Genomic DNA, 26,026 nt, shown 5'->3' on the forward strand with positions numbered 1-26,026 from the left:
GACCAGGGCGCCGTGGCGTGATGCGCCACAGCATGCCCGGCAGTGCAGAACGGTCAGTCCAGGGCGCGGTAGCGGAAGTTGCGGAACTCCACCTGGCCTTGGCCGGACGCGTAGAGCGCCGGTTTCAGTGCCAGGAACTTGCCGGCCACGTTGTGGTGGTAGCCGGACACTTCCATCTGCACCGGGTACTTGGTCCAGGTGGTGCCGTCGGTGCTGCTGTGGATGGTGACGATGTGGCGGTTGTTGGTGACGCGCAGCCATAGCGCGCCGCCCTTGCAGCTGGGCGCCAGCTTCGCCGGGCGTTCTTCGCCGTAGCGGTGCATGACGAAGTTCTCGCCGTTGCTCCCCACCCCGGCGTAGAGCTTGTCGCTGTAGAACAGCAGCGCCCCGCCCTGCCCGGCCGGTGCCACGGTCATCTGCACCTCGAACTGATAGGCCTGGTCGGGCGCGATCAGGGTCAGCGGCGAGGCATCGCGCGGGGCACTGCCCTTGCCCTGCAGGCGCAACACGCCATCGCCTACTTGCAGACGCTTGGCTTCGTCGGCGGCCGGGTTGAAGAACGACCACTGCGGGCCGAGCGTGTTGGCGCGGAAGTCGTCCGACAACCTCAGGCCATGCGGCAAGGCCTGCCCGCTGGGCTTTTTCAACGGCGTGCCCAGGTCGCCGCCCTTGGCGACGAACCAGCCATCCGGCGTCCACTCGATCGGGTCGAGCAAGGCCTGCCGGCCCAGCGTCCAGTAGCCGTGTTCGTAGCCGTGGTAGAGCATCCACCAGCGCTGGTCGGTGCCTTCCACCAGGGTGGCGTGGCCACGCGACCACCACGGCTCGTCGGCGCTCTTGGTGCGGGTGATCGGGTTGTTGGGCGCGTTCTGCCAGGGGCCGTGGATCGAGCGCGAGCGCGCGGTGATCACCATATGCCCGGTCGGCGGGCCGGCGGTGCCGCCGACTGCGGTGGTCATGTAGTACCAGCCGTTGTGGCGGGTAATCTTGGGGCCTTCCTGGGCGTAGCCTTCCACGTCCCAGCTTTCCGGGTACTTCCAGCCGTCGTAGACGTGCTTGGGCGTGCCCACCACCTTGAAGCCGTCGTCGGAGAGTTGCACGTAATCGCCGCCGCTCAGGAACAGATAGCGCTTGCCGTCTTCGCCCACTGCATGGCCGGGGTCGATGTACTTGCCCAGGCCGATGTCGATCGGCGCGCTCCACGGGCCCTTGATGTCGTCGGCCCAGACCACGAAGTTGCTGCGCTCGCCCTGGTCGCCGCGGCGCGCGGGAAAGTAGATGTAATAGCGCTTGCCGTGCTTGATCAGATCCGGCGCCCAGATCGCGCCGACGTTCTGGCTGATGGCATGGCCCAGCGGTTGCCAGTTGACCAGATCGCGCGAATGCCAGATCGGCAGGCCCGGATACGCATCGAACGAAGACAGCGTGAGGTAATAGTCGTCACCGTCCTTGAGCACCGACGGGTCGGGGTGATCGCCGGCCAGCACCGGGTTGAGGAAGGTGCCGTTGCCCTGGTCGGCAATGCGCTGCTGTTCGATGCCGCGCTTCCAGTCGGCCGCAGCGCTTAGCCCGGCACACAGCAGCAGGCCGCCGGCCAGCAGCCAACGCAAACGGGGTGAAGTGATACGTACACGCATGCTCTCTCCTTGACCCCCAACCTGCGGGGCGATGCGGCGGCCGACGCCTTAGATCGTCGGCCGCGGGGATGACGGCGGAAACTCCCGCCAGCAGCGGCGCTGAGCACAGCTCATGCAGCGTCGCCAAGCGACTGTCGGATGGGGTGGCCGGGGCGGTGGAATCGCACGTGGTAGATGCCGATTCGTTCGCCCCGACCGCGCCCTGCCGACGGATACGCAGTGGATAGAGTGGCGCCCTTACGCGCGCAGTGCCCGCGGCAACCACAACGACAGTTCGGGGAAAAACGCCACGATCAGCAGCACGCATAACGCGGCCAACCAGAATGGCCAGATGGTGCGCATGCTCTGGGCGATGGTGATCTGCCCGATCGAGGTACCGATAAACAACACCGAGCCGATCGGCGGGGTGATCAAGCCGATGCCGCCAGCCAGCACCATCACCAGACCGAAGTGGATCGGGTCGATGCCGTAGGCCTTGACCACCGGCAGGAAGATCGGCGTGCAGATCAGGATCTTCGGTGCCAGGTCCATGAACATGCCCAGCAGCAACAGCATCACCACGATCATCAGCAGCACGGTGTTCTTGCTGTCGGCGATGGCCTGCAGGAACTTCACTGCGGCCGCCGGCACCTGCAAGTACGCAAGCAACCAACCGAACACTGCAGCCGTGGCGATCACGAACAGGATCACGCCAGTGGTGCGCGCGGCATGCGTGACCGCCGCGAAGAACTCGGCCCAACGCAGCTGGCGATACAGCAGCGCGGTGACGATCAATGCGTAGACCACCGCAATCGCGGCGCTTTCCACTGCGGTGAAGATGCCGGCGCGAATACCGATGAAGATCAGCGCCACCAACCCCAGGCCCGGCAGTGCGCCGAACAGGCGCAGCGCCACCGCGCGCCAGCCGGGGAACGGCTCGGTACCGTAGCCGCGATGGCGCGCGACCGCATAGCCGGTGACCATCATCGCTGCGGTCATCAGCAGCGCGGGGAAGATGCCGGCGGCGAACAGATCGGCGATCGAGATACCGCCGCCCGCCGCTGCGGAGAACAGGATCAGGTTATGCGAGGGCGGCACCAGCAGCGCCACCAGCGCGGCGGTCATGCTCACATTCACCGCGTAATCGCGGTCGTAACCGCGCTTGATCATCTGCGGAATCATGGTGCCGCCAACTGCCGAGACATCGGCAATCGCCGAGCCGGACACGCCGCCGAAGAACAGCGACGACAACACGCTGACCTGGCCCAGGCCGCCACGCACACGCCCCACCAGCGACGAGGCCAAGGCGATCAAGCGTTCGGAAATACCACCGCGCAGCATCAACTCGCCAGCGAAGATAAACAGCGGAATGGCGATCAACGAGGCCGAGCCGCTACCGGCGGAAATCTGCTGCACCAGCACCACCGTGGGCAGGTCCAGATACAGCAGCGTGGCCAGTGCGGCCGCGCCCAGCGCATAGGCCACCGGCACGCCGATCAGCAGCAGCACCACGAAGGTTCCCAACAACATGGCGATGCCCATCAGCGCACTCCTCCGGTGTGGATCGGGCGCAGCACACGCCACAGCTTGTACAAGGCGAACACCACCATCAGCGCACCGCCGATCGACAGCGGCAGGTAGTTGATGCTCTGCGGCATCTGCGCGCCGGCCATCTTGATGTCCAGCCCATCCAGCAGCAGCGCCGCGCTCCAGCGCGCCAGCACCGCGCCGATGGCGATGATCATCAGCGGGCGGATCAGGTCGAACACCTTGCGCACCAGCGGCGGCACGTGTTCGCCCAGCAGATAGAAGCCGAAGTGGCGGTTGGTGTGCACACCGGCGGCAGCGCCCAGGCTCAGCGCGGTGCTGAGCAGCAGCAGCGTCACCGGCTCGGTCCAGCTGGGCGAGTCGTTGAGCACGTAGCGGGTGAACACCTGCCAGCCCTGCACGACCACCAGGCCCAGCAAGGCCAGCGATGCCACGCCAACGGCAGTGTCGGAAACGCGGTCCAGCGCGCGCTGCAACGGCGCGACCGGGACGGCGAGAGTCTCGGGTTCGGTCATTGGATTACCTCTATGCGAAATCGCGGATGCGGCGGTACAACGCTTCGATCTCCGGCTGCCTGCGGTATTCGGCCAGCAGCGGGGCGGAGGCGGCGCGGAACGCCGGCATGTCGACCTGATTGAGCTTGACGCCGTAGTCGATCACCTGTTTGCGCGCGATCACCTCCGAGGCATCCCACAGGTTGCGCATCACCGGCACCGAGGCGCGTGCCAGTTCCACCACCAGGCCGCGGTCGGCCGGGCTCAGCGATTCGAAACTCTTGCGCGACATCACCAGGATGTCCGGCGCGTAGGAATGCTCGCTCTGCGACCAGTAGTGCGCCGCCTCGAAATGACGGCTGGACTGGAAGCTGCGCATGTTGTTTTCCGCACCGTCGATCATGTGCGTTTCCATCGCCGAGAACGTCTCGCCCAGCGACATCGGGGTGGGATTGGCGCCCAGCATGCGCATCAGCTTGAGGAAGATGTCCGACGAGGCCACACGCAACTTCAGGCCCTTGAGATCTTCCGGGCGATGCAGCGGGTGCTTGGTGTTGTAGAAGCAACGCGCACCCGAATCGTAGATCGCCAGGCCGACCAGATCGCGCTGCTCGAAGCTGCGCAGCACGCTGTCGCCGACATGCCCGTCGATGGCGCGGCGCAGATGCGGCACCGAGTCGAACACGTACGGCAGGCACAGCGCTTGTGTGAGCGGAAAGGTGTTGTTCAGCGCGCCCGAATACACCCGGGTGATGTCGATGGCACCGAAGCGCGCCATGTCGATCGCCTCCGACTCGCGGCCCAGCTGGCCGGAGTGGTACTGGCGCAGCTTGAGCCGGCCATTGGTGCGTGCTTCGAGCTGCTTGCCGAACCACAGCACCGCTTCCACGGTGGGGTAGTCGCCGATATGCACATCGGTGGCGGTCAACAACTGCCCGCCGGGGATCGGCGTGGTGGCACCGGCGCCCAACCAGGGGCCGGCCGCGGCGGCACCGAGCCCGGCACCGAGGAAATGTCTGCGTGTGATCATTGGCGCCCTCCCAAGCGTCTGGTCACTGGGTCCGAATCAGGTAGCGGACACAGCCGTGCAGGAAATGTCGCCGATGCCGGCGAAGCGAATCAGGGCACGCTGTCCCACTTCGATGTCATGGATACCGGTGGCATTGCCCGTGGCAATGAGATCACCGCGCTTGAGCGGACGCCCGCGCTGGGCCGAACGACTGAGCGCAAACGCGTAGGCGGCGCGCAATCCACCCGGCAACGTGGTGGCTCCACCGGTACCGACCACCTGGTCATCGATCAGCGTTTCGGCAGTCAGCGCAGACTCGTCGCGCGCCAGCCAATCGGTCACTTCCGGGCCTAAAATCAGGCCGTTATTGTTGCCGAAGTCGGAAATCACCACGCGCGGGCCCAGCTTGTTGATGGTCGCCAACGGGCTACTGGCGATCTCCACGCCGATGAACAACGTGGCCGGCAGCTGCGCGGCCTGCTCCGGGGTGAAGTGGGTCTGCTCGGCGGGAGCGTCCGCTTCCAGGCGCAGTACGTATTCGGCCTCTACCGCACCGAAGCCGCCCTGGTAGATCGGGAACTGCGTTGTTCCACCGGTAGCATTCCAGAGCTTGTGCGAGAAGATCGGCCCCAGCAGGCGGTCGTCGCCGGAGGCGTCGCGGCGCTCGGCGGCGATATAACCCACCTTCCAGCCGACCACCTGGTCGTCCCACTGGCTGATGGCGATGTCCTGCACCTGATAGGCAGTGACCAGATCCTCAGGGATTTGCCCGGGAAAGTCGGGCAGCGATGCCCCTGCACGGCGTGCCTCCACAAACTGCTGGGCGATCTGCGACAGCATGGATGTGGACGATGGCGGGGTGGCGGCGTCGTTGCTCAAGGGTGTCTCCCTGCTAGTGTTTTTGTTGCACTGCCAATCGACAGTGGCACGGTGTGCTGTATATGGTAAACCGGTGTCATTGGCAATGTGCAGTGCGGCAAAGTTAGCCTTCAAAGCGAAGTAACCCTGGGAGGGGTGGATGGAACAGACAAGCCAAACGCGTGGTTTTGCGGCGTTTTCGAGTGTTGCGCGGCGGTGCCTGCCGCTGGTGTTGCTGGCGACCTCACTATTGATCGGGCCGGTGGTTGCGGCCGAGGTGCCCAGTGCCGATACCACGGCCGAGCAGGCCAGCCGGATCGCGCTGTGGCCCAGCGGGATGGCACCAGGAGACAACGCGCTGAAGCAGCCGCAGCGCATCATCGAGCGCAGCAGCGACCCTGCCCTGCCCGATCGCTACATCCAGCAGATCAGCACGCCTTACCTGGTGGTCTACCGGCCCAAGCAGCCAAATGGCACTGCCCTGCTGGTCACCCCCGGCGGCGGCTACCAGCGCATCGTGCTGGACAACGAAGGCAGCGCGCTGGTGCCCAGCTTCGTCGACCAGGCCGGGATCACGCTGTTCGTGCTGCGCTATCGGCTGCCCGGCGAAGGCCATCCGAACGGAGCCGACGTGCCGCTGGCCGACGCGCAGCGCGCGTTGCGGCTGATCCGCGCCAACGCCGCCCGCTACGGCATCGACACGCAGCGCGTTGGGGTGATGGGGTTCTCGGCTGGCGGTCACGTCGCCGCCAGCCTGGGCACCCGCTATGCCGCGCAGGTGTACCCGAAGCTGGATGCGGCCGATGCGCTGAGCGCGCGGCCGGATTTCGAACTGCTGATCTACCCGGTGATCGACATGGACAGCGCCAACGCACACGCGGGCTCGCGCGAACGCCTGCTCGGCAGCACTCCGAGCGATGCGCAGGTGCGCGCGTACTCGCCGCACCTGCATGTGGATGCACGCACGCCGCCGACCTTTCTGCTGCATGCGCAGGACGACACGGTGGTGTCGGTGCGCAACAGCCTGTTGATGCATGACGCGTTGCTGCGTGCCGGCGTGCCCAGCGAGCTGCATGTGTTTCCGCAGGGTGGCCATGGTTTTGGTACCGCCAGCGGCACCGGGCTGACCGTGGCCGCGTGGCCACAGCTGGCGCAGGCCTGGATCGCGCATGTCAGCAAGGCGCAAACGCCCTCGACTGCGACGACTGCGAATGCCTCTGTCGCTGCACCTGCATCCACATCTGTACCGGCGCAGGACGCCGCGCAATGACGTCACCATCCACGCCCGACGCGCGGCGGCGAACGCTGCTGCGTGGTGGCTTGTTAGCCACGGCTGCAGCCGCGCTGCCGGGTTTCGTCGGCGCGGCCGCAACAGCGCCTGCGCGCGACGACAGTACGCCGCTGGCACACGTGCGTGGCGGCGCACTGCGCGGTTATCGCGATCAAGGTATCTGCGTGTTCAAGGGCATTCCGTACGGCGGCGACACCGCAGCGCGGCGCTTTCAGGCGCCGGTGCCGGAAACGCCCTGGCAGGGCGTGCGCGATGCCAGCGCCTTCGGTGCCGCTGCACCGCAACCCAAAGCCAGCGAACCCACCAGCGAGGAGTGCCTGTTCCTCAACGTGTGGACGCCGGGCCTGCGCGACGGCGGCAAGCGGCCGATCCTGTTCTACATCCACGGCGGCGGCTACACCACCGGCTCAGGCAGCGATCCGCTCTACGACGGCGTGCGCCTGTGCAAGCGCGGCGATGTGGTGGTGATCACCGTCAACCACCGGCTCAACCTGTTCGGCTATCTGTCGCTGGCGCAGCTGGGCGATACGAGCTTTGCCGACTCCGGCAATGCCGGGCAGCTGGACCTGATCCAGGCACTGCAGTGGGTGCGCCAGCACGCGGCCGAATTCGGCGGCGATGCCGGCAATGTCACCGTGTTCGGCCAGTCCGGTGGCGGCGCCAAGATCGCCACCTTGATGGCGATGCCCGCCGCACGCGGCCTGTTCCATCGCGCGTGGACCATGAGCGGGCAGCAGGTCACCGTGGCCGGCCCGCGTGCGGCCACCCAGCGCGCGCAACTGCTGCTGGATGCATTGAAACTTGCGCCCGGCGCGCTTGCGCGCATTCGCACGCTACCACTTGCGCAGCTGCTGGCTGCCGCGCAAGTGCGCGATCCCTCGCGGGTGGAAAACAGCGCGTTATATTTCGGCCCGGTGCTGGATGCGCGCAATGTGCCGGTGCATCCGTTCTGGCCGACCGCCCCGCTGCAATCGGCGAAAATTCCGCTGGTGATCGGCAATACCCGCGACGAAACGCGCGCGTTTCTCGGCAACGATGCGAAGAACTTCGCGCTGAGCTGGGACGAGCTGCCGGCCAGGCTGGAAACCCAGCAATACGTGGATCTGCTGCCGCAGGTGGTGATTGCCGAATACCGCCGGCTGTATCCGCAGTATTCGCCATCGGAGGTGTTCTTCGCGGCCACCACCGCAGGGCGCTCATGGCGCGGCGCGGTCGAAGAAGCCGAGGCACGCGCACGTCAAGGCGCACCCACCTGGGTCTATCAACTGGATTGGGGCTCGCCACTGGATGGCGGCAAGTTCGGTGCCTTCCACACGCTGGATATTCCGCTGGTCTTCGACACCATTGCGCAACCGGGTTCGCGCACCGGCGATGGCGCCGATGCGCAGCGCATGGCCGAGCAGATGAGCGAGGCGTTGATTGCATTCGCGCACAGCGGCGACCCGAATCATCGTGGTCTGCCGCGTTGGCGACAGTATTCGTTGCAGCAGCGCGAGACGTTGCTGTTCGATACACCCAGCCGGCTCGACCACGATCCGCGCAGTGGCGAGCGCAAGCTGTATCAGCAAGCGCCTTTCATTCAACGCGGTACGTTTTGACTGACTTTCGTGGTCAAGGTCGAGGTCGAGCGTGGTCTGATCGCACTCCGCAGCGGCACGGCGTGGCGTGCGTGTAGGCGCCCATCAGCGCGCGGCTCGGGTCATCGTGCTTGCGCTCTTCTGCCTGCCTGCGGTCTTCTGATCACCTTTCGCCTTCTGACTACCTTTCGTCTTCTGATCGCTTTCCTCATTGGTGATTCATGCGTTTTTCGTCTCTTGTACCGTTGGTTTTGCTTGCAGCAATCGCTGCACCTGTTGCGTACGCTGCAGATGCGTCACCGGTTGATGTGTCAACTGCAAGCGTGCCAGCGTTTAACGTGGCCGCTAGCGGCAAGCACTTTGCCGCCAGCAAGATCGTGCTGGTCGGCGACTCCACCACCGCCGTGCAAGGTGGCTGGGGGCCGAGCTTTTGCGCGCAGCATGTGACCTCGTTCCTGAGCTGCCTCAATCTGGCGCGCGGTGGCCGCAGCACCTCCAACTATCGCGCCGAAGGCTCGTGGGAGATCGCACTGAAGGAGCTACGCAGCGGCGGCTATCGACAGGTGTATGTGTTGATCCAGTTCGGGCACAACGATCAACCCGGCAAACCTGGGCGTTCCACCGAGTTGGCGACCGAATTCCCGGCGAATCTTCGCCGTTATGTCGCCGACGCACGTGCCGCCGGTGCGATCCCCGTGTTGGTCACGCCATTGACGCGGCGGCAATTCGAACGCGGCCAATTAATCGACGACTTGGCGCCGTGGGCGGAGACAACACGCGCAATTGCACGCGAGTTACAGGTGCCGTTGATCGACCTGCATGCGCGCAGCCGTGCGCTGGTGCAGGGCATGGGCCCGGTATTGGCGATGCGGCTGGCGCAGCGCCCTGCCGATCCGGAACAAGTGATTGCCGCGCAATCGGGCACCACGATTGGCAAGACACCGGGGCAGGCATTGCATGCGCCGGTGTCGGCGTCGTCAAAAATCGCGGCAGCGGGCAGCGTCCCCGCCACTGCACAGGACAATGCCAGCGCCGAGCCGATGGGCCAGGCCAAACTCGCATTCGACTACACGCATCTTGGTGCGGACGGCGCGGATCTGTTCGCGGCGATTGTCGCCGACGAGTTGGCAAAGCAGGTGCCTGCGTTGCGGCCGCTGTTGATTCCTTGATGCGTCACTCTATTTGATCAACTAGAGCGGCTAACAAAACTACTTCACGTCAGGCTACTGCAGGCCGGCTGATCTGCGGCTTGGCTGCAGGGCCCTTGCCCGCCCACCATCGCAGGACACGCCGCAAGTACGTCCATGTAGGCTCTTACGCGGCATCCATGCCGCGTAAGGTCCCGCGACGGTGGGCGGGCAAGGACCAGTGGAGATGATCGGTGTGCATGGTGCAAGCAATGCATTACGTGGGTTGCTTAGATAACGGCACGCCTGATTCATCTTCTCAATGCAAGCCGAGCCATGGACAAGCTTTAAGAAAGCAACCGACAAACTCTCTGGTGCGGTGTCCTCACCGATTTGCGGGACCGTGTGGCGGCATGGATGCCGCCACCGAGCCTACATGGACGTACTTGCGGCGTGTCCCGCAAGCGGTGAGGGCACCGCGCATTCAACCACCTCAGTGTCTGATCTGGACCTCTGACTGCATCCACCAAGATGCGGCCGACAAAACCACTGCACTCTCTGACAGGCGCTCGCTCGCTAGGGAACCTCTGAACAACGCACCACAGATACGCGACACTACCCGCCTGATGTTGAGGAGTGATCCATGCAACTGACGTTCGGTGACGCTGAGGGCCTGGGCAAGCGCAAGCAGACCCGGCGCGAGATCTTTCTGGCCGAGATGGAGCAGGTGGTTCCGTGGCAGCAACTGCTCGGTCTGATCGCGCCGCACTATCCGGTATCGGGCCGGCCAGGTCGGCAGCCGTACGCACTGGCGACGATGTTGCGGATTCATCTGCTGCAGCAGTGGTATGCGCTGAGCGATCCGGCGATGGAAGAAGCACTGCACGAGATCCCGACCTTGCGGCGGTTTGCCCAGCTCGGTGGCTTGGACAACGTTCCGGACGAGACCACGATTCTCAACTTTCGGCGCCTGCTGGAGACCCATGGCCTTGCCGCGCGGATGCTGGAAGCGGTCAACGCGCATCTGGCGCGCAAGGGCCAGAGCCTGCGGTCGGGCACGATCGTCGATGCGACGCTGATCGCGGCGCCCAGTTCGACCAAGAATGCCGACAACGCGCGCGACCCTGAGATGCATCAGACCAAGAAGGGCAATCAGTGGTATTTCGGGATGAAGGCGCACATCGGCGTGGATGAATTTTCCGGGTTGGTGCACCACGTCCATTGCACAGCCGCCAACGTCGCCGATGTCACGGTGATGCACACGTTGCTGCATGGCAAAGAAGACAGCGTGTTCGGCGATAGCGGCTACACCGGTGCGGACAAACGCGAAGAACTGCAGGCCTGCAAGGCTGCATTCTTCATCGCCGCCAGGCCCTCGACGATGCAAGCCCTCGGCAACAAACGCGAGCGTGCTCGGGAAAGACGTTGGGAACACTTCAAGGCCAACGTGCGCGCGAAGGTGGAGCATCCATTCCGGGTGATCAAGCGCCAGTTCGGCTACACCAAGGTCCGCTATCGCGGCCTGGCCAAGAACACCGCGCAGGTGCTGACCTTGTTTGCGCTATCGAACCTGTGGATGAAGCGAAAGCAGTTACTGCCGACGATGGGGAACGTGCGCCTGTAACCCGGGCAACACCCTGCAAACGCGCCGGAAACGGCAAAAAAATCGAGGATCTGAGCGCCGTCAGCCTGGTCGATGTGGTTAGGCTCATCCTCCGATGCCGTTGATCAGACCATCCCTAGGTTTTGTTAGCCGCTCTTAGCTGCATCAGCTCACAACAGGCACCGGCGCATCCGCTTCGATCACTTGCTCGCGCTTGAGTTCATCCCACACAGCTGCTGGAATCGCCACGCGCATCGACGCCGCATTCGCATGCGCCTGCTCGGCCGTACGCGCGCCCGGAATTACCGCCGAGACCACTTGCGGTGCAGCGGCAAACTGCAGCGAGACGGTGCGTAGATCCACGCCGTGGCGGTCGCAGATGGCCAGCGCTTTCTGTCGCATGGCCGGCGCCCATTCCGGCACGCTGCCGTCGTAGAGATAACGCTCGCGCCCGGCCAGATAACCCGCCAACAGCGGCGCGCCAACGACGACCGAGGCGCCATGCTTGGCGATCTTCGGGAAGGTGTCGTGCAGTGCACGCGCGTGATCGAGCAGCGAGTACTGGCAGGCCAGCAGGAAGATGTCGGGGTCGGCTTCCTCGATCGCACGCAAGGCAGGTTCCGGACGATTGACGCCAAAACCCCAGGCCTTGATCAGGCCTTCCTTGCGCATCTTGCTCAGCTCGGGCATGGCGCCTTTCACCGCTTCGGCAAAGCGCTGTTCCCATGGCATGCCGAGATCTTTTTCGTTCTCCGGCGACAGATCGTGGATGTAGGCGATATCGATCTGCGACACACCCAGGCGCTGCAGGCTGTCTTCGATCGAGCGGCGCACGCCGGAGGCGCTGTAGTCGTAGCGATAGTCGAAGGGCGAGGGCTGCTGCCACATCGTCTTGGGCGGTTTGTCGGTCGCGGTGAGCAGGCGCCCGACCTTGGTCGACAGCACGTATTCGTCTGCGGCGTGATTGTGCAGATGATGACCGGTGCGACGCTCCGACAACCCCAACCCGTACCACGGCGAGGTATCGAAATAACGCACGCCCGACTCCCACACCGCCGCCAGGGTCGCTTCGCTCTGCGCATCGCTGGTGGCTGCGAATCCATTGCCGATCGCCACGCCACCAAAGCCTAGACGGCTCGCAGGGCGATACCGCGCACCCTTGGTCGCTGCGTTGGCAGGCAGCTTCGATACGGTGGTTTTGCCGCGCGTCGGCATCACGCTGCCGGGCGCGGAGGACTGTGCCAACAATGGCGCAGCGGCCAACGCAGCGGTGCCGGCAGCGGCGGCGGAGAGGAATTGGCGACGTGTATTCATGAGGACTCCTTGCGACGACTTGAGGCACTAGGGTGGCCCCGCATGCGTGCAGACAGGGTCATGGGTTTCAAACGTGCACAAGCGTTCAACAGATAGCCCGGGTGCGTGCCTATATGCCGCGTGAGGTCGGCGAACTCATGCGTTGCCAACAGCTTGCGTTCGTACTGTCAGTGCATGCTGGATCGAGCGTATCGAAGTCAGATGCACGCCATCGCACCGCGTCACCTGGATCGTGGCTCACCGCCTGTTGCAGGCATCTGTCCTGGATCAACGCAGCTGTAGCACTTGCAGTTCCGCACGCGGCGGGCCATCGCCCAACCACAAGGTGCCCACACTGATCGGCAAGCTGAAGCGACGTGGGCCGGCGCTACCCGGATTGACGTACAGCACGCCGTCGCGCATATGCACCGATGGCTGGTGCGAATGACCGCTGACGATCACATCTGCCGCCACATTGGGCGCCAGCGTTTTCAGATCGTGCAACACATGGAGACGCGCGCCTGCGATCCGCAGATCCAGCGTCTCGGGTAGCTCGGCTGCCCATGGCGTGTTGTCGATGTTTCCGGCGATCACGTGCAACGGCGCCAGCGCCTGCAGCGCGGTGAGGATCTCCGGCTTGCCCACATCGCCGGCATGGATGATGGCCGCGCAGCCCTGCAACGCGGCGACCGCCTCCGGCCGCAGCAAGCCGTGCGTGTCGGAGATCAGGCCAATGCGCAGTGGTGTGGACATTTCAACGCACCCAAACAAACGTCAGCAGCGACAAGAAGCCAAGAATCGTACGTGACATACATGTCATCACACGTGGGTTGAGCTCAACCGGGCCCAGGTCTTCGGTCCGCAACACGCGCGTTGTGCATTGCAGCACTGCAATGCACTACAGCGCGCAGGCACAGCGACCGCTCACGGAGCGGCGCGATCTCCCCACGCCCAGACGCTGTTCGGATCGCCCTGCACTCCGCGCCGTTTGCTCGCGCGTGCCAGCTGCCAGTACGTCCATGCCAAGGCAAGCGCGATCAGGTCAACGCCGAGCACCGTTGCGTCCTGCCACGGCAGCACCACACCGCGCGCGGAAAAACAGCTGGCTACCGGAATCAACGCCGTCAGTACGGCGCACGCCAGCAACACCTCGTAGGCGCCGCGTGCAGTGGGACGCAGCAAGGCCCACATCACCATGAGCGCGAAGACCGCGTAGTAGACATAACGCTCCTGTCCCTGCGGCAGAAACCGCGCCGCGATGAACAAGGCCGAGATGCCGGCGACGCTGCCCAGGCAGATGCCGACGGTGAGCCGCGCCATGGCGTGCGTGCGGCGCGGTTGATCGACCAGGCGACGTTTGCGGCGTGCCTCGATCCACAACAGGTTGCCGCTGTAGAACAGGAACGCACCGCCCAGCCCCAGCAGGAAGTACAGCCACTGCACCGGCACATGCCCGAAATTGCCGAAATGCAGCGCCTGCAGCCCACGCAGTGCAGCGGTGCCGGCCGACATCGTCTTGGGCTCGAGCACCCGCAAGACATTGCCGGTTGCCGCTTCCAGTGCCACGCCGCCGAGCGTGTTGAGCTGGCGCTGATCGTGGTGGCCATAGACTTCCGCACGCGCATTGGCATCGCCGGCATCGTGAAACCCGATGCTTTCCGGCACAAACCCCGGGCTGGCTGCACGCGCCTTGTCCAGCAACACCGCGACCGGTAGTAACGGGGCGGCACGCTTGGCCGGTGCCACATGCGGGGTGAGCTCGAACTCCGGCTCCAGGATCTGCATCAACTTGCCGTCGAACACTAGGGATGGTCTGATCAACGGCATCGGAGGATGAGCCTAACCACATCGACCAGGCTGACGGCGCTCAGATCCTCGATTTTTTTGCCGTTTCCGGCGCGTTTGCAGGGTGTTGCCCGGGTTACAGGCGCACGTTCCCCATCGTCGGCAGTAACTGCTTTCGCTTCATCCACAGGTTCGATAGCGCAAACAAGGTCAGCACCTGCGCGGTGTTCTTGGCCAGGCCGCGATAGCGGACCTTGGTGTAGCCGAACTGGCGCTTGATCACCCGGAATGGATGCTCCACCTTCGCGCGCACGCTGGCCTTGAAGTGTTCCCAACGTCTTTCCCGAGCACGCTCGCGTTTGTTGCCGAGGGCTTGCATCGTCGAGGGCCTGGCGGCGATGAAGAATGCAGCCTTGCAGGCCTGCAGTTCTTCGCGTTTGTCCGCACCGGTGTAGCCGCTATCGCCGAACACGCTGTCTTCTTTGCCATGCAGCAACGTGTGCATCACCGTGACATCGGCGACGTTGGCGGCTGTGCAATGGACGTGGTGCACCAACCCGGAAAATTCATCCACGCCGATGTGCGCCTTCATCCCGAAATACCACTGATTGCCCTTCTTGGTCTGATGCATCTCAGGGTCGCGCGCGTTGTCGGCATTCTTGGTCGAACTGGGCGCCGCGATCAGCGTCGCATCGACGATCGTGCCCGACCGCAGGCTCTGGCCCTTGCGCGCCAGATGCGCGTTGACCGCTTCCAGCATCCGCGCGGCAAGGCCATGGGTCTCCAGCAGGCGCCGAAAGTTGAGAATCGTGGTCTCGTCCGGAACGTTGTCCAAGCCACCGAGCTGGGCAAACCGCCGCAAGGTCGGGATCTCGTGCAGTGCTTCTTCCATCGCCGGATCGCTCAGCGCATACCACTGCTGCAGCAGATGAATCCGCAACATCGTCGCCAGTGCGTACGGCTGCCGACCTGGCCGGCCCGATACCGGATAGTGCGGCGCGATCAGACCGAGCAGTTGCTGCCACGGAACCACCTGCTCCATCTCGGCCAGAAAGATCTCGCGCCGGGTCTGCTTGCGCTTGCCCAGGCCCTCAGCGTCACCGAACGTCAGTTGCATGGATCACTCCTCAACATCAGGCGGGTAGTGTCGCGTATCTGTGGTGCGTTGTTCAGAGGTTCCCTAGAAACTGAAACGGTGCCAGCAGCAACACGCCCAGGCACAACACCGCACCGGACCAGGCGAAGATCACATGGAACGGCAGCGACAACATGCCGACCACGTTGTGCGCGTCCTGCCACAGGCGCTTGAGGTTGTGGCCCAGCCGCAGCGCGAACAGATCCTTGAAGAACACCGGCGCATACAACACTACCCCGCTGACCAGGGCCAGCCCGTACAGCACGCTGATCACGCCGAACAGATAGGTGCCGAACACCCGCGGCAGTCCGGCGGTGAAATGCAGGTCGTAAAGGAAATCGGCAAAACCCACGCGCTGCGGCAACTCCTGCAGCGTGCCATCGGCGGCGTGTTGGTATTGGCGCATGCCGCCACTGGCATCGGCCTGCGCGCCATACCAATACAGCCGTGGAATCGGCCCGTGTTCACCGGGCAGCAGCACCAGAAACGATTCGGCCACCTGCGGATGCTCGGCGATCACCGCGTCCAGCAAGGCCTGCGCTGCGGCGACCGGATCGGCTGGCGTCTTTTGCGTGACCTGTGGCGTGGCCTGCCAGTCGCTCAACGCATGCGTAAACACGGTGATGGCACCGGCATAGAAGGCGATAAACAACGCCATGCCGGCGAGCAAACCCATCCAGCTATGCACGGAGAGAAACGCGCGCAAGGTCGATGCTTTCATGCGCTCAACTCCGTCCAGCCAAGTACCTTGATGCCCGCGAGTACGATGTAGCACAGCAACGTCAGCCCACCGAGGACCATCCAGGCGCGTCCTGCGCTACGAAACACGAACGGCAGTGCCATTGCACCGATCCACACCGGAAACATCAGCAGCAGCCACGCCAGCGTGTAGCTTTGCTGCGGCCCGGGCAGCAACAACGCGCACAAGCCGACCACACCGACCGCAAGCGGCAGGCCCAGCACCACGGCAGCCAACCATCTAGCCCACATGACGCACCTGCCTGCGTTGCGCACGCGCCTGTTGCCAGACATCCAGATACGGCAGCGCCACCGCCACCAGCATCAGCGCGGTCACAGCGGCGAAGACGCCCGCCCACACACCCAGCGCACGGATGGCGCAGGCCAGCGACAACACCAGCAACACGCTGCCACCGCTGCGCAACAGGCGCGCAGACAATCGGCGCCGCAGTACGAGACGTTGATGCGTGGTTGCCAGATAAAACGCAAAAGCCGAGGCGGCAGCGGCGAGCAGATACAAAAACGTCATCAGGCTGCTCATGCGCAAGCCTGCGTCGAGGTGGGCTCAGGCAGCGCACCAAGCCGGGCAGGACATCGGTAGCCACATCGCGCGGTCGCACGCAGTGGCTGTGCCGTGCACACCGCTGCATGCGCGCAGCCACTGTTGCGCGCAGCGCAGAAAGCGGACTCAACAGGCAAACCAACACTCACAGCAATCAAAACGCCCACGCACAACGCTCCCGCAAAGACGGTCGACGGAAGGCATGGCGGCGGCTGTGCCCGGCAGCCCTCCCAGGGCTGCCTAAGAAGCGGATGACAAAACTGCCGCGCGCCAATGAAGGCGTTCGCGGTGTTTCGTTCACCACTCTACGGCGCGCAATCTAACAGGTGCCACACCGCCGGACCAGCAGTCCGGCGGTGTATGCGATGCATCAGCCGTGCGGGGTCAGCACGATGACGCCCAGCGGCGGCAACAGCAGCGGCAGCGATTGTGCCTGGCCATGCATGGATTGCTGCTCTGCAGTGACCACACCGCCATTGCCCAGATTGGCACCGCCGTAGATACCGGCGTCGCTATTGAACACTTCGCGCCATTGACCGCTCTGCGGCACGCCAATGCGATAACCGTGCTGCACCAGCGGGGTGAAGTTGATCACCACCAACACCGGCGCATCGCCGCGCTTGCCCTTGCGCAGGAACGCAACCACGCTGTTGGCGGCATCATCGCCCACCACCCACGCAAATCCGGACGGATCGTCGTCGTAGGCGTGCAGCGCGGGGTATTCGACATACAGTCGATTCAGATCGCGTACCAGCGTCTGCACACCGCGGTGGCGCGGGTCGTCGAGTAGATGCCACGGGATGCCGCCGTCATGATTCCATTCGGTCGGTTGGCCGAACTCGCAGCCCATGAACAGCAACTTGCGCCCGGGGTGGGTGAACATGAAACCCAGATACGCACGCAGATTGGCGAAGCGCTGCCAATCGTCGCCCGGCATACGGCCCAGCAGCGAGCCCTTGCCGTGCACCACTTCGTCGTGCGAGATCGGCAGCACGAAGCGCTCCGAATACGCATAGACCATGCTGAAGGTCAGCTCGCCGTGGTGATAACGGCGGTAGATCGGATCCAGCGCGGCGTAGTGCAAGGTGTCGTGCATCCAGCCCATGTTCCACTTGTAGTGGAAGCCCAGCCCGCCATGCGCCACATCGGCGGTCACACCGGGGAACGCGGTGGATTCCTCCGCGATCATCACCGCACCAGGCGCATGCTCGCGCACCACCTCGTTGAGCCGGCGCAGGAACGCGATGGTTTCGTAATTCTCGCGCCCGCCGTGGATGTTGGGCACCCACTCGCCGGCATTGCGGCTGTAATCGCGGTACAGCATCGAGGCCACCGCATCCACGCGCAGGCCGTCGACGTGGAAGCGCTGCAGAAATTCCAATGCGCTGGCGATCAGGAACCCGGAGACCTCGCGGCGCCCGTGGTTGTAGATCAGCGTATTCCAGTCGCGATGGAAGCCTTCGCGCGGGTCGGCATGCTCGTACAGCGCCGTGCCGTCGAAATGCGCCAGGCCGTGTGCGTCGGTGGGGAAATGCGCCGGCACCCAATCGACGATCACACCGATCCCGTCGCGATGGCAGCGCTCGACGAAGCGGGCGAAGCCATCCGGCGAGCCGAAGCGCGCGGTGGGCGCAAACAGCCCCAACGGTTGATAGCCCCACGAGCCGCCGAACGGATGTTCGGTCACCGGCATCAGCTCAACGTGCGTGAAGCCCATATCGGCCACGTACGGAATCAGGCGATCGGCAAGCCCGTCCCAATCCAGGTCCACGCCTTCTTCGCGCAGCCAGGAGCCGGCGTGGATCTCGTAGATGCTCATCGGTGCGTCGTGCGCCTGACGGCGTGCGCGTGTGGCCATCCAGCCGTCGTCGTTCCACTGATGCGGCGTGGGGTCAGCCACGATCGAAGCGGTGCCCGGAGCAAGCTCCGCACGCCGCGCCACCGGGTCGGCCTTGGCAGGCAACTCATTTCCATGCGGGCCGCGCAGCTGGTACTTGTAATGCGCCCCAGGGCCGACATCGGGCACGAACAACTCCCACACGCCGGACTGATGCCGCAGCCGCATCGGATGCCGGCGCGCGTCCCAGCTATTGAAATCGCCCACCACCGCCACGCGTGTGGCATTCGGTGCCCATACCGCAAAGCGCGTGCCGCGCACGCCATCGACCTCGATCGCATTGGCGCCGAGTGCATCGGCCAGTTGCAGATGATGGCCTTCGCTGATCAGGTGCAGATCGAAGTCGCTGAGTTGCGGCCCGAACGCAAACGGGTCGGCGGTGTCCTGCTCGCCACCGGGCCAGCCGATGCGCAGGCGATAAGCGCCTTGCGCCGGCAACTCGCCAGCGAACAGGCCCGGCTCCGGGCCTGCCTCCAGCGCGATGACCTGCCCTTCGTCGAGCACTGCATTGACGTAGTTGGCGCCCGGTTGGTAGGTGCGCAGCACCCGTCCGCTGTCGGTCGGGTGCGCGCCCAGGATGGCGAATGCATCGCCATGGCGTGCCTCGGCCAGGGCGCGGGTCGCGCCGGGGTCCCATCGATTGGTCACTGCTGTCATCACTCCACTCATCATGTGTCTCCTGCATCAGCGCGCGCGCGTTGCAGGATGCGTCGCAAGCCTTCCACCGGCACCATCAACCAGCCGGGCCGGTTGGCGGCTTCGTAGCGCACTTCGTAGCAGGCCTTTTCCACCAGGAACAACAGCGTGGCCGCATTGAACGCTGCCGGTGCGATCCACGGATGCGTGCTGGCATCGAGCACGGCATGGTACGCGTCCAGAAATGCCTGCGTGGAGCGGCGACGGAACTGCACCAGGAATTCATCCAGATGCGTATCCACCCCCACGCCCGCACGTGCGGCAGTGCCTTCTTCGCCGCGTGCCGAGACTTCGCTGGCGTAATCGAGCGAGCGCAGGAAACCGGCGACATCGCGTAGCGGGCTGGCCTTGGCGCGCCGTTCGGACAAGGGCTTTGCCGGCTCGCCTTCGAAGTCGATCAGGATCACATCGTCGAACGCCACCAGGATCTGGCCCAGGTGGAAGTCGCCGTGTACGCGGGTCAACAACGACTCGGCGAGCACGCTCGGTGCCTTGGCCAGCAAGGCCTCCAGCTGCGAGCGTTCGGCCAGCACCGCTTCCAGTGCGTCGCGTTCGATCGCATCGTCGCTGCTGGCCAGGCGTGCGTTGACTGTGTCCCACATCTGTTCGACCTGGCGCGCAACGCCGGCCACCACATCGTTGGCGGCGGGCAGGTCGATGCGCTGCGGCACGAAGTCCGCATCGTCGGTATCGCACGACAAGGCTTCGTGCAGCTCGGCAAGACGCTTGCCGACCACGGCAGCGAACGCGTCGTAACCGGCCACGGCTTCGGCGCGCGATTCGTCGGTCTGCGCGGTGGCGTACTCGTCGAAACTGCGTGCCAGATGGTCCAGCGTCCAACGCCAGGCATCGCCCTGATTGCGGATGAAGCCCTGCAGCAACGCAATGGTGGTGATGGTGCCCTGCGCGTCGATGCGGCTGACGCTTCCCAGCAAGGGCGCGGCGTTGGCATAGCCCATTTCGGTCAGACGACGGCCGATCTCGATCTCCGGATTGGCGCCATTGGCCACATGCCGCAGCAGCTTGAACACCGCCTTGTCGGCGACCACAAGCGAGCTGTTGCTCTGTTCGGCCGACAACCAACGGATGTCCGGATCCTGCGGAATATCCAGCTTGGCCAACGCCGGCGTCGCTTCGAAGCGCACCTGTCCCTGCTGCGAGGCATCGTCGCCATCGCGGAACTCCAGCGTGGAATTCTCGCGCAGCGCATCGATCACTCCACGCACCATCGGCTTGAGTGCGAACGCATCGGTGAGGTAACCCACCTCGCGGCCCTGACGCACACGCGCCAGTGCCAACTGCTCGGCCAGGGTGCTGGGGTGGTCGCGCTCCCACACGATGCCGATCGGCAGCATGTAGCTCTCGTGGCGGCCATCTTCCAGCTCTACTTCCAGCTCCAGCAGGCTCATCGGCTCATCGCCGGGCAACGGCGTGCGACGCGAGATACGCACGTGTTTCAGCACCTGATCCTTGGCCGAGAACCAGCGCCGCGCCGACAACCAGGCCGGCAGGATTTCGCTTTCCAATGTGGACAGATGCGGCAGCAGCGCGTTGCCTTCGTCGGTATCGCTACGCAACACCAGCGTGCGGTAATCCGGCAGCGGCACCGGGGTGGGCACATGCCAATCCGGCAAGGTCCCTTCGCTGACCAGCTGGAAGGCGTAGAAGCCGAACGGCGGCACAGTGAGCAGATAGGTCAGGCGGCCGACCGGCGGGAAGCTGCCGCCACCGATGATGTCCACCGGCACGCGGCCTTCGAACTCGGACAGATCCAGTTCCACCGCCTGCAGCGTATGCGACAGATTGGCCACGCACAGCACCGTCTCGTCCTGATAGCAACGCAGGTAGGCCAGCATGCGGCGATTGCCCGGGTACAAAAAGCGCAAGGTGCCGCGGCCGAAGGCCTGGTAGCGCTTGCGCACGCTGAGCACGCGGCGGGTCCAGGTCAGCAGCGAATGCTGGTCGCGGATCTGCGCTTCCACATTCACCGCCTGGAAGCCGTACAGCGGGTCCATCACCGGCGGCAACACCAGCTGTGCCGGGTCGGCACGCGAGAAACCGCCATTGCGGTCGATCGACCACTGCATCGGCGTACGCACACCGTCGCGGTCGCCCAGATGGATGTTGTCGCCCATGCCGATCTCATCGCCGTAATACAGCACCGGCGTGCCGGGCATGGTCAGCAACAAGGAGGTCATCAATTCGATACGGCGGCGGTCGCGCTCCAGCAGCGGCGCCAGGCGGCGACGGATGCCTAAGTTGATACGCGCGCGCCGATCGGAGGCGTAGGTCTGCCACAGATAATCGCGTTCCGAATCGGTGACCATTTCCAGCGTCAACTCGTCGTGGTTACGCAGGAAGATCGCCCACTGGCAGCTCTCCGGAATCTCCGGGGTCTGGCGCATGATGTCGGTGATGGGGAAGCGGTCTTCGCGCGCGATCGCCATGTACATGCGCGGCATCAGCGGGAAGTGGAACGCCATATGGCATTCGTCGGCGTTCTGGCCGAAGTATTGCTGGGTGTCTTCCGGCCACATGTTGGCCTCGGCCAACAGCATGCGGTCCGGGTATTCGGCATCCAGGGTGGCGCGGATCTTGCGCAGGATCGCGTGGGTTTCCGGCAGATTTTCGTTGGAGGTGCCGGAGCGCTCGATCAGGTACGGCACCGCATCCAGACGCAAGCCGTCCACGCCGCGATCCAGCCAGAAGCGCATCACTTCCAGCACCGCTTCCAGTACGGCGGGGTTGTCGAAGTTGAGGTCCGGCTGATGCGAATAGAAGCGGTGCCAGAAGTACTGCCCGGCCACCGGATCCCAGGTCCAGTTGGACTTTTCGGTATCGCAGAAGATGATCCGTGTGCCTTCGTATTCCTGGTCGGTGTCCGACCACACATAGAAGTCGCGCTCCGGCGAGCCAGCCGGCGCATTGCGTGCACGCTGGAACCAGGAATGCTGATCGGAGGTGTGGTTGATCACCAGCTCGGTCACGACGCGGATGCCGCGTGCATGCGCCTGCGCCACCAACTGCTCGAAGTCGGCAATGGTGCCGTAGTCCGGGTGCACCGCCATGTATTCAGCGATGTCGTAGCCGTCGTCGCGGCGCGGGCTGGGGTAGAACGGCAGCAACCAGATGGTGTCCACGCCGAGTTCGGCGATGTAATCCAGTTTGGAAATCAGGCCGGGAAAATCGCCGATGCCATCGTCGTTGGAGTCGAAGAACGACTTGACGTGCACTTGATAAATGATCGCGTCTTTGTACCAAAGCTGATCTGCAACCACCGCAGACTGTTCTGCGTCGGCTTGTAACGATGGGACTGCATTCATGCGACCTCTCCTGCGCGGATGCGCCATAACGCGAACGGCCGCGTCGCCTCTAACCGGATGTGTTGTTGCTTGCCTTGCCATGTGAAGCGATGGCCGTCCCACAGATCGTCCACTGCCACGCTGGCGTGATCGGGCAGGCCCAACTCCCACAATGGAATTTCGATATCGGCGTCCTGCGCGGCATTAGGGTCCAGATTGATTGCCACCAACACCATGCTGCGGCTGCGCGAGAGGTAACCGGCATCCAGGAACTTGCCGAAGTACAGCACCTGATCGTTGTGCGCCTGATAGAACCGCGTGCCCAGGTGCGATTGCAGCTCGGGATGCATGCGACGCAGCTGGTTGAAGCGGGTGATCTCATCGACGATGTCGCCGGGCGCACGTTCGGGCCAGGCGCGCAGCTGGAATTTCTCCGAGTCCAGATACTCTTCCTTGCCCGGCGCCAGCGGCGTGGCTTCGCACAACTCGAAGCCCTGATACATCCCCCACAGCCCCGACAAGGTCGTGGCCAACGCAGTGCGGATCAAATGCCCGTTGCGCCCGCTGGTCTGCAGGAACTGCGGATTGATGTCGGGCGTGTTGACGAAGAAATGCGGGCGGAAGCATTCGCGCGGCACGCCTTCGTTCAACTCTTCCACATACTCCTGCAGCTCGTGCTTGTGATTGCGCCAGGTGAAGTAGGTGTAGGACTGCGAGAAGCCGCACTTGGCCAGGCGATACATCATCTTCGGCCGGGTGAAGGCCTCCGACAGGAACACCACATCCGGGCGGCGCCCACGCACATCGGCAATCAACCACTCCCAGAACGGGAACGGCTTGGTATGCGGGTTGTCCACGCGGAACAGCGTCACGCCCTCGTTGACCCAGAACAGCACCGCATCGCGCAGCGTATTCCACAGATCGGGCACCGCACCGCTGGCGTAGAAATCGACGTTGACGATGTCCTGGTATTTCTTCGGCGGGTTCTCCGCATACGGAATCGAGCCATCCGCACGCCAGGTGAACCAGTCCTTGTGATCCTTCAACCATGGGTGATCCGGCGCGCACTGGATGGCGAAATCCAGCGCCACTTCCAGCCCATGCGCACGTGCGGCCTGGATCAGGCGGCGGAAGCCATCGAGCCCGCCGAGTTCGGCGTGCACTTCGGTATGCCCGCCATCGGCCGCGCCGATCGCATACGGGCTGCCCGGCTCGCCTTCGACGGCAGTGACCGTGTTGTTGCGTCCCTTGCGGTTCTTCGCACCGATGGGATGGATCGGCGGCATGTACAACACGTCGAAGTTCATTGCGCGGATATGCGCCAGCCGTTCGATCACATCGTCGAAGGTGCCATGGCGCTGCGCATCGCCGCTCTGCGAGCGCGGGAACAATTCGTACCAACTGGCAAAGTGCGCCGCGCGGCGCTCCGACTCCACCCGGAAGGTCACTGGCGTCTCGGAGCGGAACGGCTTGTCGTCAGCCAACGCCATCGCCTGTGCGGTGTCCGGCTCCAGCACGATGGCCAGCTGCTGCAACGGCTCGCTCTGCGCACCGATGCGGGTGAGGACGGCCTGCAAGCGCTCGGCCAATGCACCTTTGCTGCGTGCATGCGCGGCCTGCACCACCGCCACCGCCTCCTGCACATCCACCGGCAGCACCGTGTTGGCGGCGCGCTTCTTTTCCAGATCCGCATGCAAGGTGGCGAACACATCGCGCCAGCCTTCCACACGGAACTCGTAGGTACCGATGCGCTCCAGCGGAAACTCCGCACGCCAACGGTCGTTGCCCAAGGCGCGCATCGGCGCACTGGCCCAGGTCTTTGCATCGGCCGGGCGCCACAGCACAGCGACTGCAATGCGGTCGTGCCCATCGCAGAACGCATCGGCCTCTACACAGATACGATCGCCCACCGTCCGCTTGACCGGGAAGCGACCGTTATCGACCGAAGGCGTCACCGATTCGATGCACACGCGCGGCCACGCGGCCGCGGTCTGCGCACGCGGGCGCATGCGCGGCACCGCCAACACATGCCGCGCAGGCACACTGCGATACACGCGCACCTCGCCCGGCTCCAGCGCCTCCAGCGTCGCACCAGACAAGGTGCTGCCGTCTTCGCCCACCAACGCTTCGGCATCGCCTAACAGACGCAGCAGATCCGGTGCCGGCACCGGCACTACATGTGCGGCATCGCCATTGATCAACAGCAACGAGGGCAAGCCACCGAGCGGCTCCACCGCTACGGCCGTCAGCCCGGTGGCTTCGCGCAATAGCGGGCGCAGCCGCAGGCCGGCATTGCTTGCCGGCACGCTGTCAGTGGCACGGATGGAAGAGGGCACTGCATCCAGCTGCGCAGCGTTCAACAACCACGCCCCGCCCAGTGCCTGCGCCAGCTGCCAGTGCTGCGCAGGCGTCGCCGCACGCTTGCCATCGGGCGCATCCAGCACCGCAACCACCTGGGCGGCGAGTGCGCGCAATGCGGTGTCTTCATCGAAGAACCAACTGCTGCGCCCATCCCACCACGCGAGCGAGGAGAACGCCGCATCGAACCCGGCACCGGCCAATTGCTGCAAGGCTTCAGTGCCCAGGCCTGGCGTCCACGCTGCAAACACCACTTCCGGCGCCTGCGCATGCACGCGTGCGATCAACTCGCGCCAGCGCTGCGCCGGCACCTGTTGCGGCTGCAGCAGGCGGAAGCCGGCCACACCTTGCGCCGCCCAGTCCAGCAGGCGCGCGCTCCACCACTCCATCAGCGCCGCGCCTTCCTGCGCATAGGCAAAACGTGCCTCTGCCACTTCCGGCGTAGTACGCGGCTGACGCGGGTCCGGCACCGCCGTGCTGCGTGCACGGAACCACTGCGGGTTCTCGCGCACCACCGCACTGGCGCCGCCGACTTCGTCCAGGCGCACATCGAGCAGCAGCTTCACGCCAGCGCGGTGCGCGGCCTGCACCACCTCGCGCAGACGCTGCGCGTCTTCCTCGCCGGTGGTGGCGACCTCGCTCAGCCGGCCTTCGGCGTCGCGTGCAAATGGCGGCGCGAGCACCACATGGTCAAAGCCGGCCTCACGCGCCGACCTGCAGCGCTGCTCCAGCCCGGCCTGCTCGCCGGTTGCCTCATTGAGAACACAGATCCGCATGGCGCCCCCCCTCAGCAGACCACGGCGCGCGCACGCGCCGTGAGGAAGGAAACGACACGGGCCGACCCACCCCGCAGATCCACCGGCGCTCGGTCACGACGCACCAGTCCAACTCCCGTCCGGATCGACCCCTGCCTACTCAAGGCCTGGTCGACCCTTTCTACCGTGACTGCACTCATGCGCAACTCCGCAACGATTCTTGACCGATGCAGTCAAGCACCCCGGCTGCGAATTTCATGTGTCGGTGGAATTGACGAAAATCAAACAAGCGCGGCAGTGGTGAGGGATCAGACAGCATTGGCCAATTCCCAGGCGTTGTAGGCTAGGGCTTCAACCTGCAGGGAGAGCAAGGATGCGGAGC

At 64.5% G+C, this 26,026-nt stretch carries 17 protein-coding genes and 2 pseudogenes; 4 read left to right on the forward strand and 15 right to left on the reverse strand.

Translation table 11 applies throughout. From position 1 onward, the window contains the following. Positions 1 to 53: 53 nt before the first annotated feature. From NMB96_RS04885 to NMB96_RS04905, 5 genes are all read right to left on the reverse strand, one after another. Positions 54 to 1,637 (reverse strand): family 43 glycosylhydrolase, encoded by a 1,584-nt coding sequence (locus NMB96_RS04885; protein WP_255086403.1) that lies wholly within the window; start codon positions 1,635 to 1,637, stop codon positions 54 to 56. 237 nt (positions 1,638 to 1,874) lie between these two features. Next, a complete protein-coding gene (locus tag NMB96_RS04890) occupies positions 1,875 to 3,158 on the reverse strand; it encodes a TRAP transporter large permease (RefSeq protein WP_006452152.1) in 1,284 nt (427 codons plus the stop codon). Next, a complete protein-coding gene (locus tag NMB96_RS04895) occupies positions 3,158 to 3,679 on the reverse strand; it encodes a TRAP transporter small permease (protein WP_006452153.1) in 522 nt (173 codons plus the stop codon). The genes NMB96_RS04890 and NMB96_RS04895 overlap by 1 nt, the downstream gene beginning before the upstream one ends. A 10-nt stretch (positions 3,680 to 3,689) precedes the next feature. Continuing rightward, positions 3,690 to 4,688: a TRAP transporter substrate-binding protein gene (locus NMB96_RS04900; protein WP_255086404.1), complete on the reverse strand. Its 999-nt coding sequence runs from the start codon at positions 4,686 to 4,688 to the stop codon at positions 3,690 to 3,692. Positions 4,689 to 4,724: 36 nt separating this feature from the next. After that, positions 4,725 to 5,546, reverse strand: coding sequence for a 2-keto-4-pentenoate hydratase (locus NMB96_RS04905; protein WP_023902089.1), 822 nt, complete (start codon positions 5,544 to 5,546; stop codon positions 4,725 to 4,727). Between the two features lie 139 nt (positions 5,547 to 5,685). On the opposite strand from NMB96_RS04905, the gene NMB96_RS04910 reads away from it, so the two are divergent. From NMB96_RS04910 to NMB96_RS04925, 4 genes are all read left to right on the forward strand, one after another. Then, positions 5,686 to 6,795 carry an alpha/beta hydrolase gene (locus NMB96_RS04910; protein ID WP_255086405.1) on the forward strand — a complete coding sequence of 370 codons (1,110 nt, stop codon included), beginning with the start codon at positions 5,686 to 5,688 and terminating at the stop codon, positions 6,793 to 6,795. Then, a complete protein-coding gene (locus tag NMB96_RS04915) occupies positions 6,792 to 8,414 on the forward strand; it encodes a carboxylesterase/lipase family protein (protein WP_023902087.1) in 1,623 nt (540 codons plus the stop codon). Before NMB96_RS04910 ends, NMB96_RS04915 begins: the two co-directional genes overlap by 4 nt. Before the next feature lie 200 nt (positions 8,415 to 8,614). After that, the gene (locus NMB96_RS04920; protein ID WP_183086600.1) at positions 8,615 to 9,562 is read left to right on the forward strand and encodes a rhamnogalacturonan acetylesterase; all 948 of its coding nucleotides are present in this window, start codon (positions 8,615 to 8,617) and stop codon (positions 9,560 to 9,562) included. 601 nt (positions 9,563 to 10,163) lie between these two features. Then, complete coding sequence (locus NMB96_RS04925; protein WP_255084985.1) at positions 10,164 to 11,144, forward strand: IS5 family transposase; 981 nt, start codon at positions 10,164 to 10,166, stop codon at positions 11,142 to 11,144. A 144-nt stretch (positions 11,145 to 11,288) separates the two neighbouring features. Here the strand turns inward: NMB96_RS04925 and NMB96_RS04930 are convergent, their stop codons facing one another. The 10 genes and pseudogenes from NMB96_RS04930 to NMB96_RS04975 form a co-directional block, all read right to left on the reverse strand. Then, the gene (locus tag NMB96_RS04930) at positions 11,289 to 12,437 is read right to left on the reverse strand and encodes an aldo/keto reductase (RefSeq protein WP_183086599.1); all 1,149 of its coding nucleotides are present in this window, start codon (positions 12,435 to 12,437) and stop codon (positions 11,289 to 11,291) included. 267 nt (positions 12,438 to 12,704) lie between these two features. Next, a complete protein-coding gene (locus tag NMB96_RS04935) occupies positions 12,705 to 13,169 on the reverse strand; it encodes a metallophosphoesterase family protein (RefSeq protein ID WP_023902084.1) in 465 nt (154 codons plus the stop codon). Between the two features lie 171 nt (positions 13,170 to 13,340). Further along, positions 13,341 to 14,222, reverse strand: a pseudogene (locus NMB96_RS04940) (PepSY-associated TM helix domain-containing protein); the annotation flags it as partial. 115 nt (positions 14,223 to 14,337) lie between these two features. Beyond that, on the reverse strand, positions 14,338 to 15,318 hold the full coding sequence (locus NMB96_RS04945; protein ID WP_183086593.1) for an IS5 family transposase: 981 nt from the start codon (positions 15,316 to 15,318) through the stop codon (positions 14,338 to 14,340). A 64-nt stretch (positions 15,319 to 15,382) separates the two neighbouring features. Beyond that, a pseudogene (locus NMB96_RS04950) lies at positions 15,383 to 16,057 on the reverse strand (PepSY-associated TM helix domain-containing protein); the annotation flags it as partial. Continuing rightward, entirely contained in the window at positions 16,054 to 16,326 is a 273-nt protein-coding gene (locus NMB96_RS04955) for a hypothetical protein (protein WP_023902081.1), read from the reverse strand. The gene NMB96_RS04955 and the pseudogene NMB96_RS04950, both read right to left, overlap by 4 nt. Continuing rightward, entirely contained in the window at positions 16,316 to 16,615 is a 300-nt protein-coding gene (locus tag NMB96_RS04960; protein ID WP_043888820.1) for a hypothetical protein, read from the reverse strand. The genes NMB96_RS04955 and NMB96_RS04960 overlap by 11 nt, the downstream gene beginning before the upstream one ends. Positions 16,616 to 17,006: 391 nt before the next feature. Continuing rightward, positions 17,007 to 19,190 carry a 1,4-alpha-glucan branching protein GlgB gene (gene glgB / locus NMB96_RS04965; protein ID WP_043889634.1) on the reverse strand — a complete coding sequence of 728 codons (2,184 nt, stop codon included), beginning with the start codon at positions 19,188 to 19,190 and terminating at the stop codon, positions 17,007 to 17,009. An 11-nt stretch (positions 19,191 to 19,201) separates the two neighbouring features. After that, the gene (treS, locus tag NMB96_RS04970) at positions 19,202 to 22,552 is read right to left on the reverse strand and encodes a maltose alpha-D-glucosyltransferase (protein WP_023902078.1); all 3,351 of its coding nucleotides are present in this window, start codon (positions 22,550 to 22,552) and stop codon (positions 19,202 to 19,204) included. Beyond that, on the reverse strand, positions 22,549 to 25,665 hold the full coding sequence (locus tag NMB96_RS04975; RefSeq protein ID WP_255086406.1) for a maltotransferase domain-containing protein: 3,117 nt from the start codon (positions 25,663 to 25,665) through the stop codon (positions 22,549 to 22,551). Before NMB96_RS04975 ends, treS begins: the two co-directional genes overlap by 4 nt. Between the last annotated feature and the right edge of the window lie 361 nt (positions 25,666 to 26,026).

Origin of the sequence: Xanthomonas hortorum, from assembly GCF_024339125.1 — a bacterium.
Taxonomy (GTDB): domain Bacteria; phylum Pseudomonadota; class Gammaproteobacteria; order Xanthomonadales; family Xanthomonadaceae; genus Xanthomonas; species Xanthomonas hortorum.

Excerpts from the sequence above, each read along its gene's own strand:
- NMB96_RS04975 (WP_255086406.1), bottom strand. The coding sequence starts at position 25,665 with ATGCGGATCTGTGTTCTCAATGAGGCAACCGGCGAGCAGGCCGGGCTG.
- treS (WP_023902078.1), bottom strand. The coding sequence starts at position 22,552 with ATGAATGCAGTCCCATCGTTACAAGCCGACGCAGAACAGTCTGCGGTG.
- NMB96_RS04960 (WP_043888820.1), bottom strand. The coding sequence starts at position 16,615 with ATGAGCAGCCTGATGACGTTTTTGTATCTGCTCGCCGCTGCCGCCTCG.
- NMB96_RS04915 (WP_023902087.1), top strand. The coding sequence starts at position 6,792 with ATGACGTCACCATCCACGCCCGACGCGCGGCGGCGAACGCTGCTGCGT.
- NMB96_RS04925 (WP_255084985.1), top strand. The coding sequence starts at position 10,164 with ATGCAACTGACGTTCGGTGACGCTGAGGGCCTGGGCAAGCGCAAGCAG.
- glgB (WP_043889634.1), bottom strand. The coding sequence starts at position 19,190 with ATGACAGCAGTGACCAATCGATGGGACCCCGGCGCGACCCGCGCCCTG.
- NMB96_RS04955 (WP_023902081.1), bottom strand. The coding sequence starts at position 16,326 with ATGTGGGCTAGATGGTTGGCTGCCGTGGTGCTGGGCCTGCCGCTTGCG.
- NMB96_RS04930 (WP_183086599.1), bottom strand. The coding sequence starts at position 12,437 with ATGAATACACGTCGCCAATTCCTCTCCGCCGCCGCTGCCGGCACCGCT.
- NMB96_RS04885 (WP_255086403.1), bottom strand. The coding sequence starts at position 1,637 with ATGCGTGTACGTATCACTTCACCCCGTTTGCGTTGGCTGCTGGCCGGC.
- NMB96_RS04900 (WP_255086404.1), bottom strand. The coding sequence starts at position 4,688 with ATGATCACACGCAGACATTTCCTCGGTGCCGGGCTCGGTGCCGCCGCG.
- NMB96_RS04910 (WP_255086405.1), top strand. The coding sequence starts at position 5,686 with ATGGAACAGACAAGCCAAACGCGTGGTTTTGCGGCGTTTTCGAGTGTT.
- NMB96_RS04895 (WP_006452153.1), bottom strand. The coding sequence starts at position 3,679 with ATGACCGAACCCGAGACTCTCGCCGTCCCGGTCGCGCCGTTGCAGCGC.
- NMB96_RS04935 (WP_023902084.1), bottom strand. The coding sequence starts at position 13,169 with ATGTCCACACCACTGCGCATTGGCCTGATCTCCGACACGCACGGCTTG.
- NMB96_RS04890 (WP_006452152.1), bottom strand. The coding sequence starts at position 3,158 with ATGGGCATCGCCATGTTGTTGGGAACCTTCGTGGTGCTGCTGCTGATC.
- NMB96_RS04920 (WP_183086600.1), top strand. The coding sequence starts at position 8,615 with ATGCGTTTTTCGTCTCTTGTACCGTTGGTTTTGCTTGCAGCAATCGCT.
- NMB96_RS04945 (WP_183086593.1), bottom strand. The coding sequence starts at position 15,318 with ATGCAACTGACGTTCGGTGACGCTGAGGGCCTGGGCAAGCGCAAGCAG.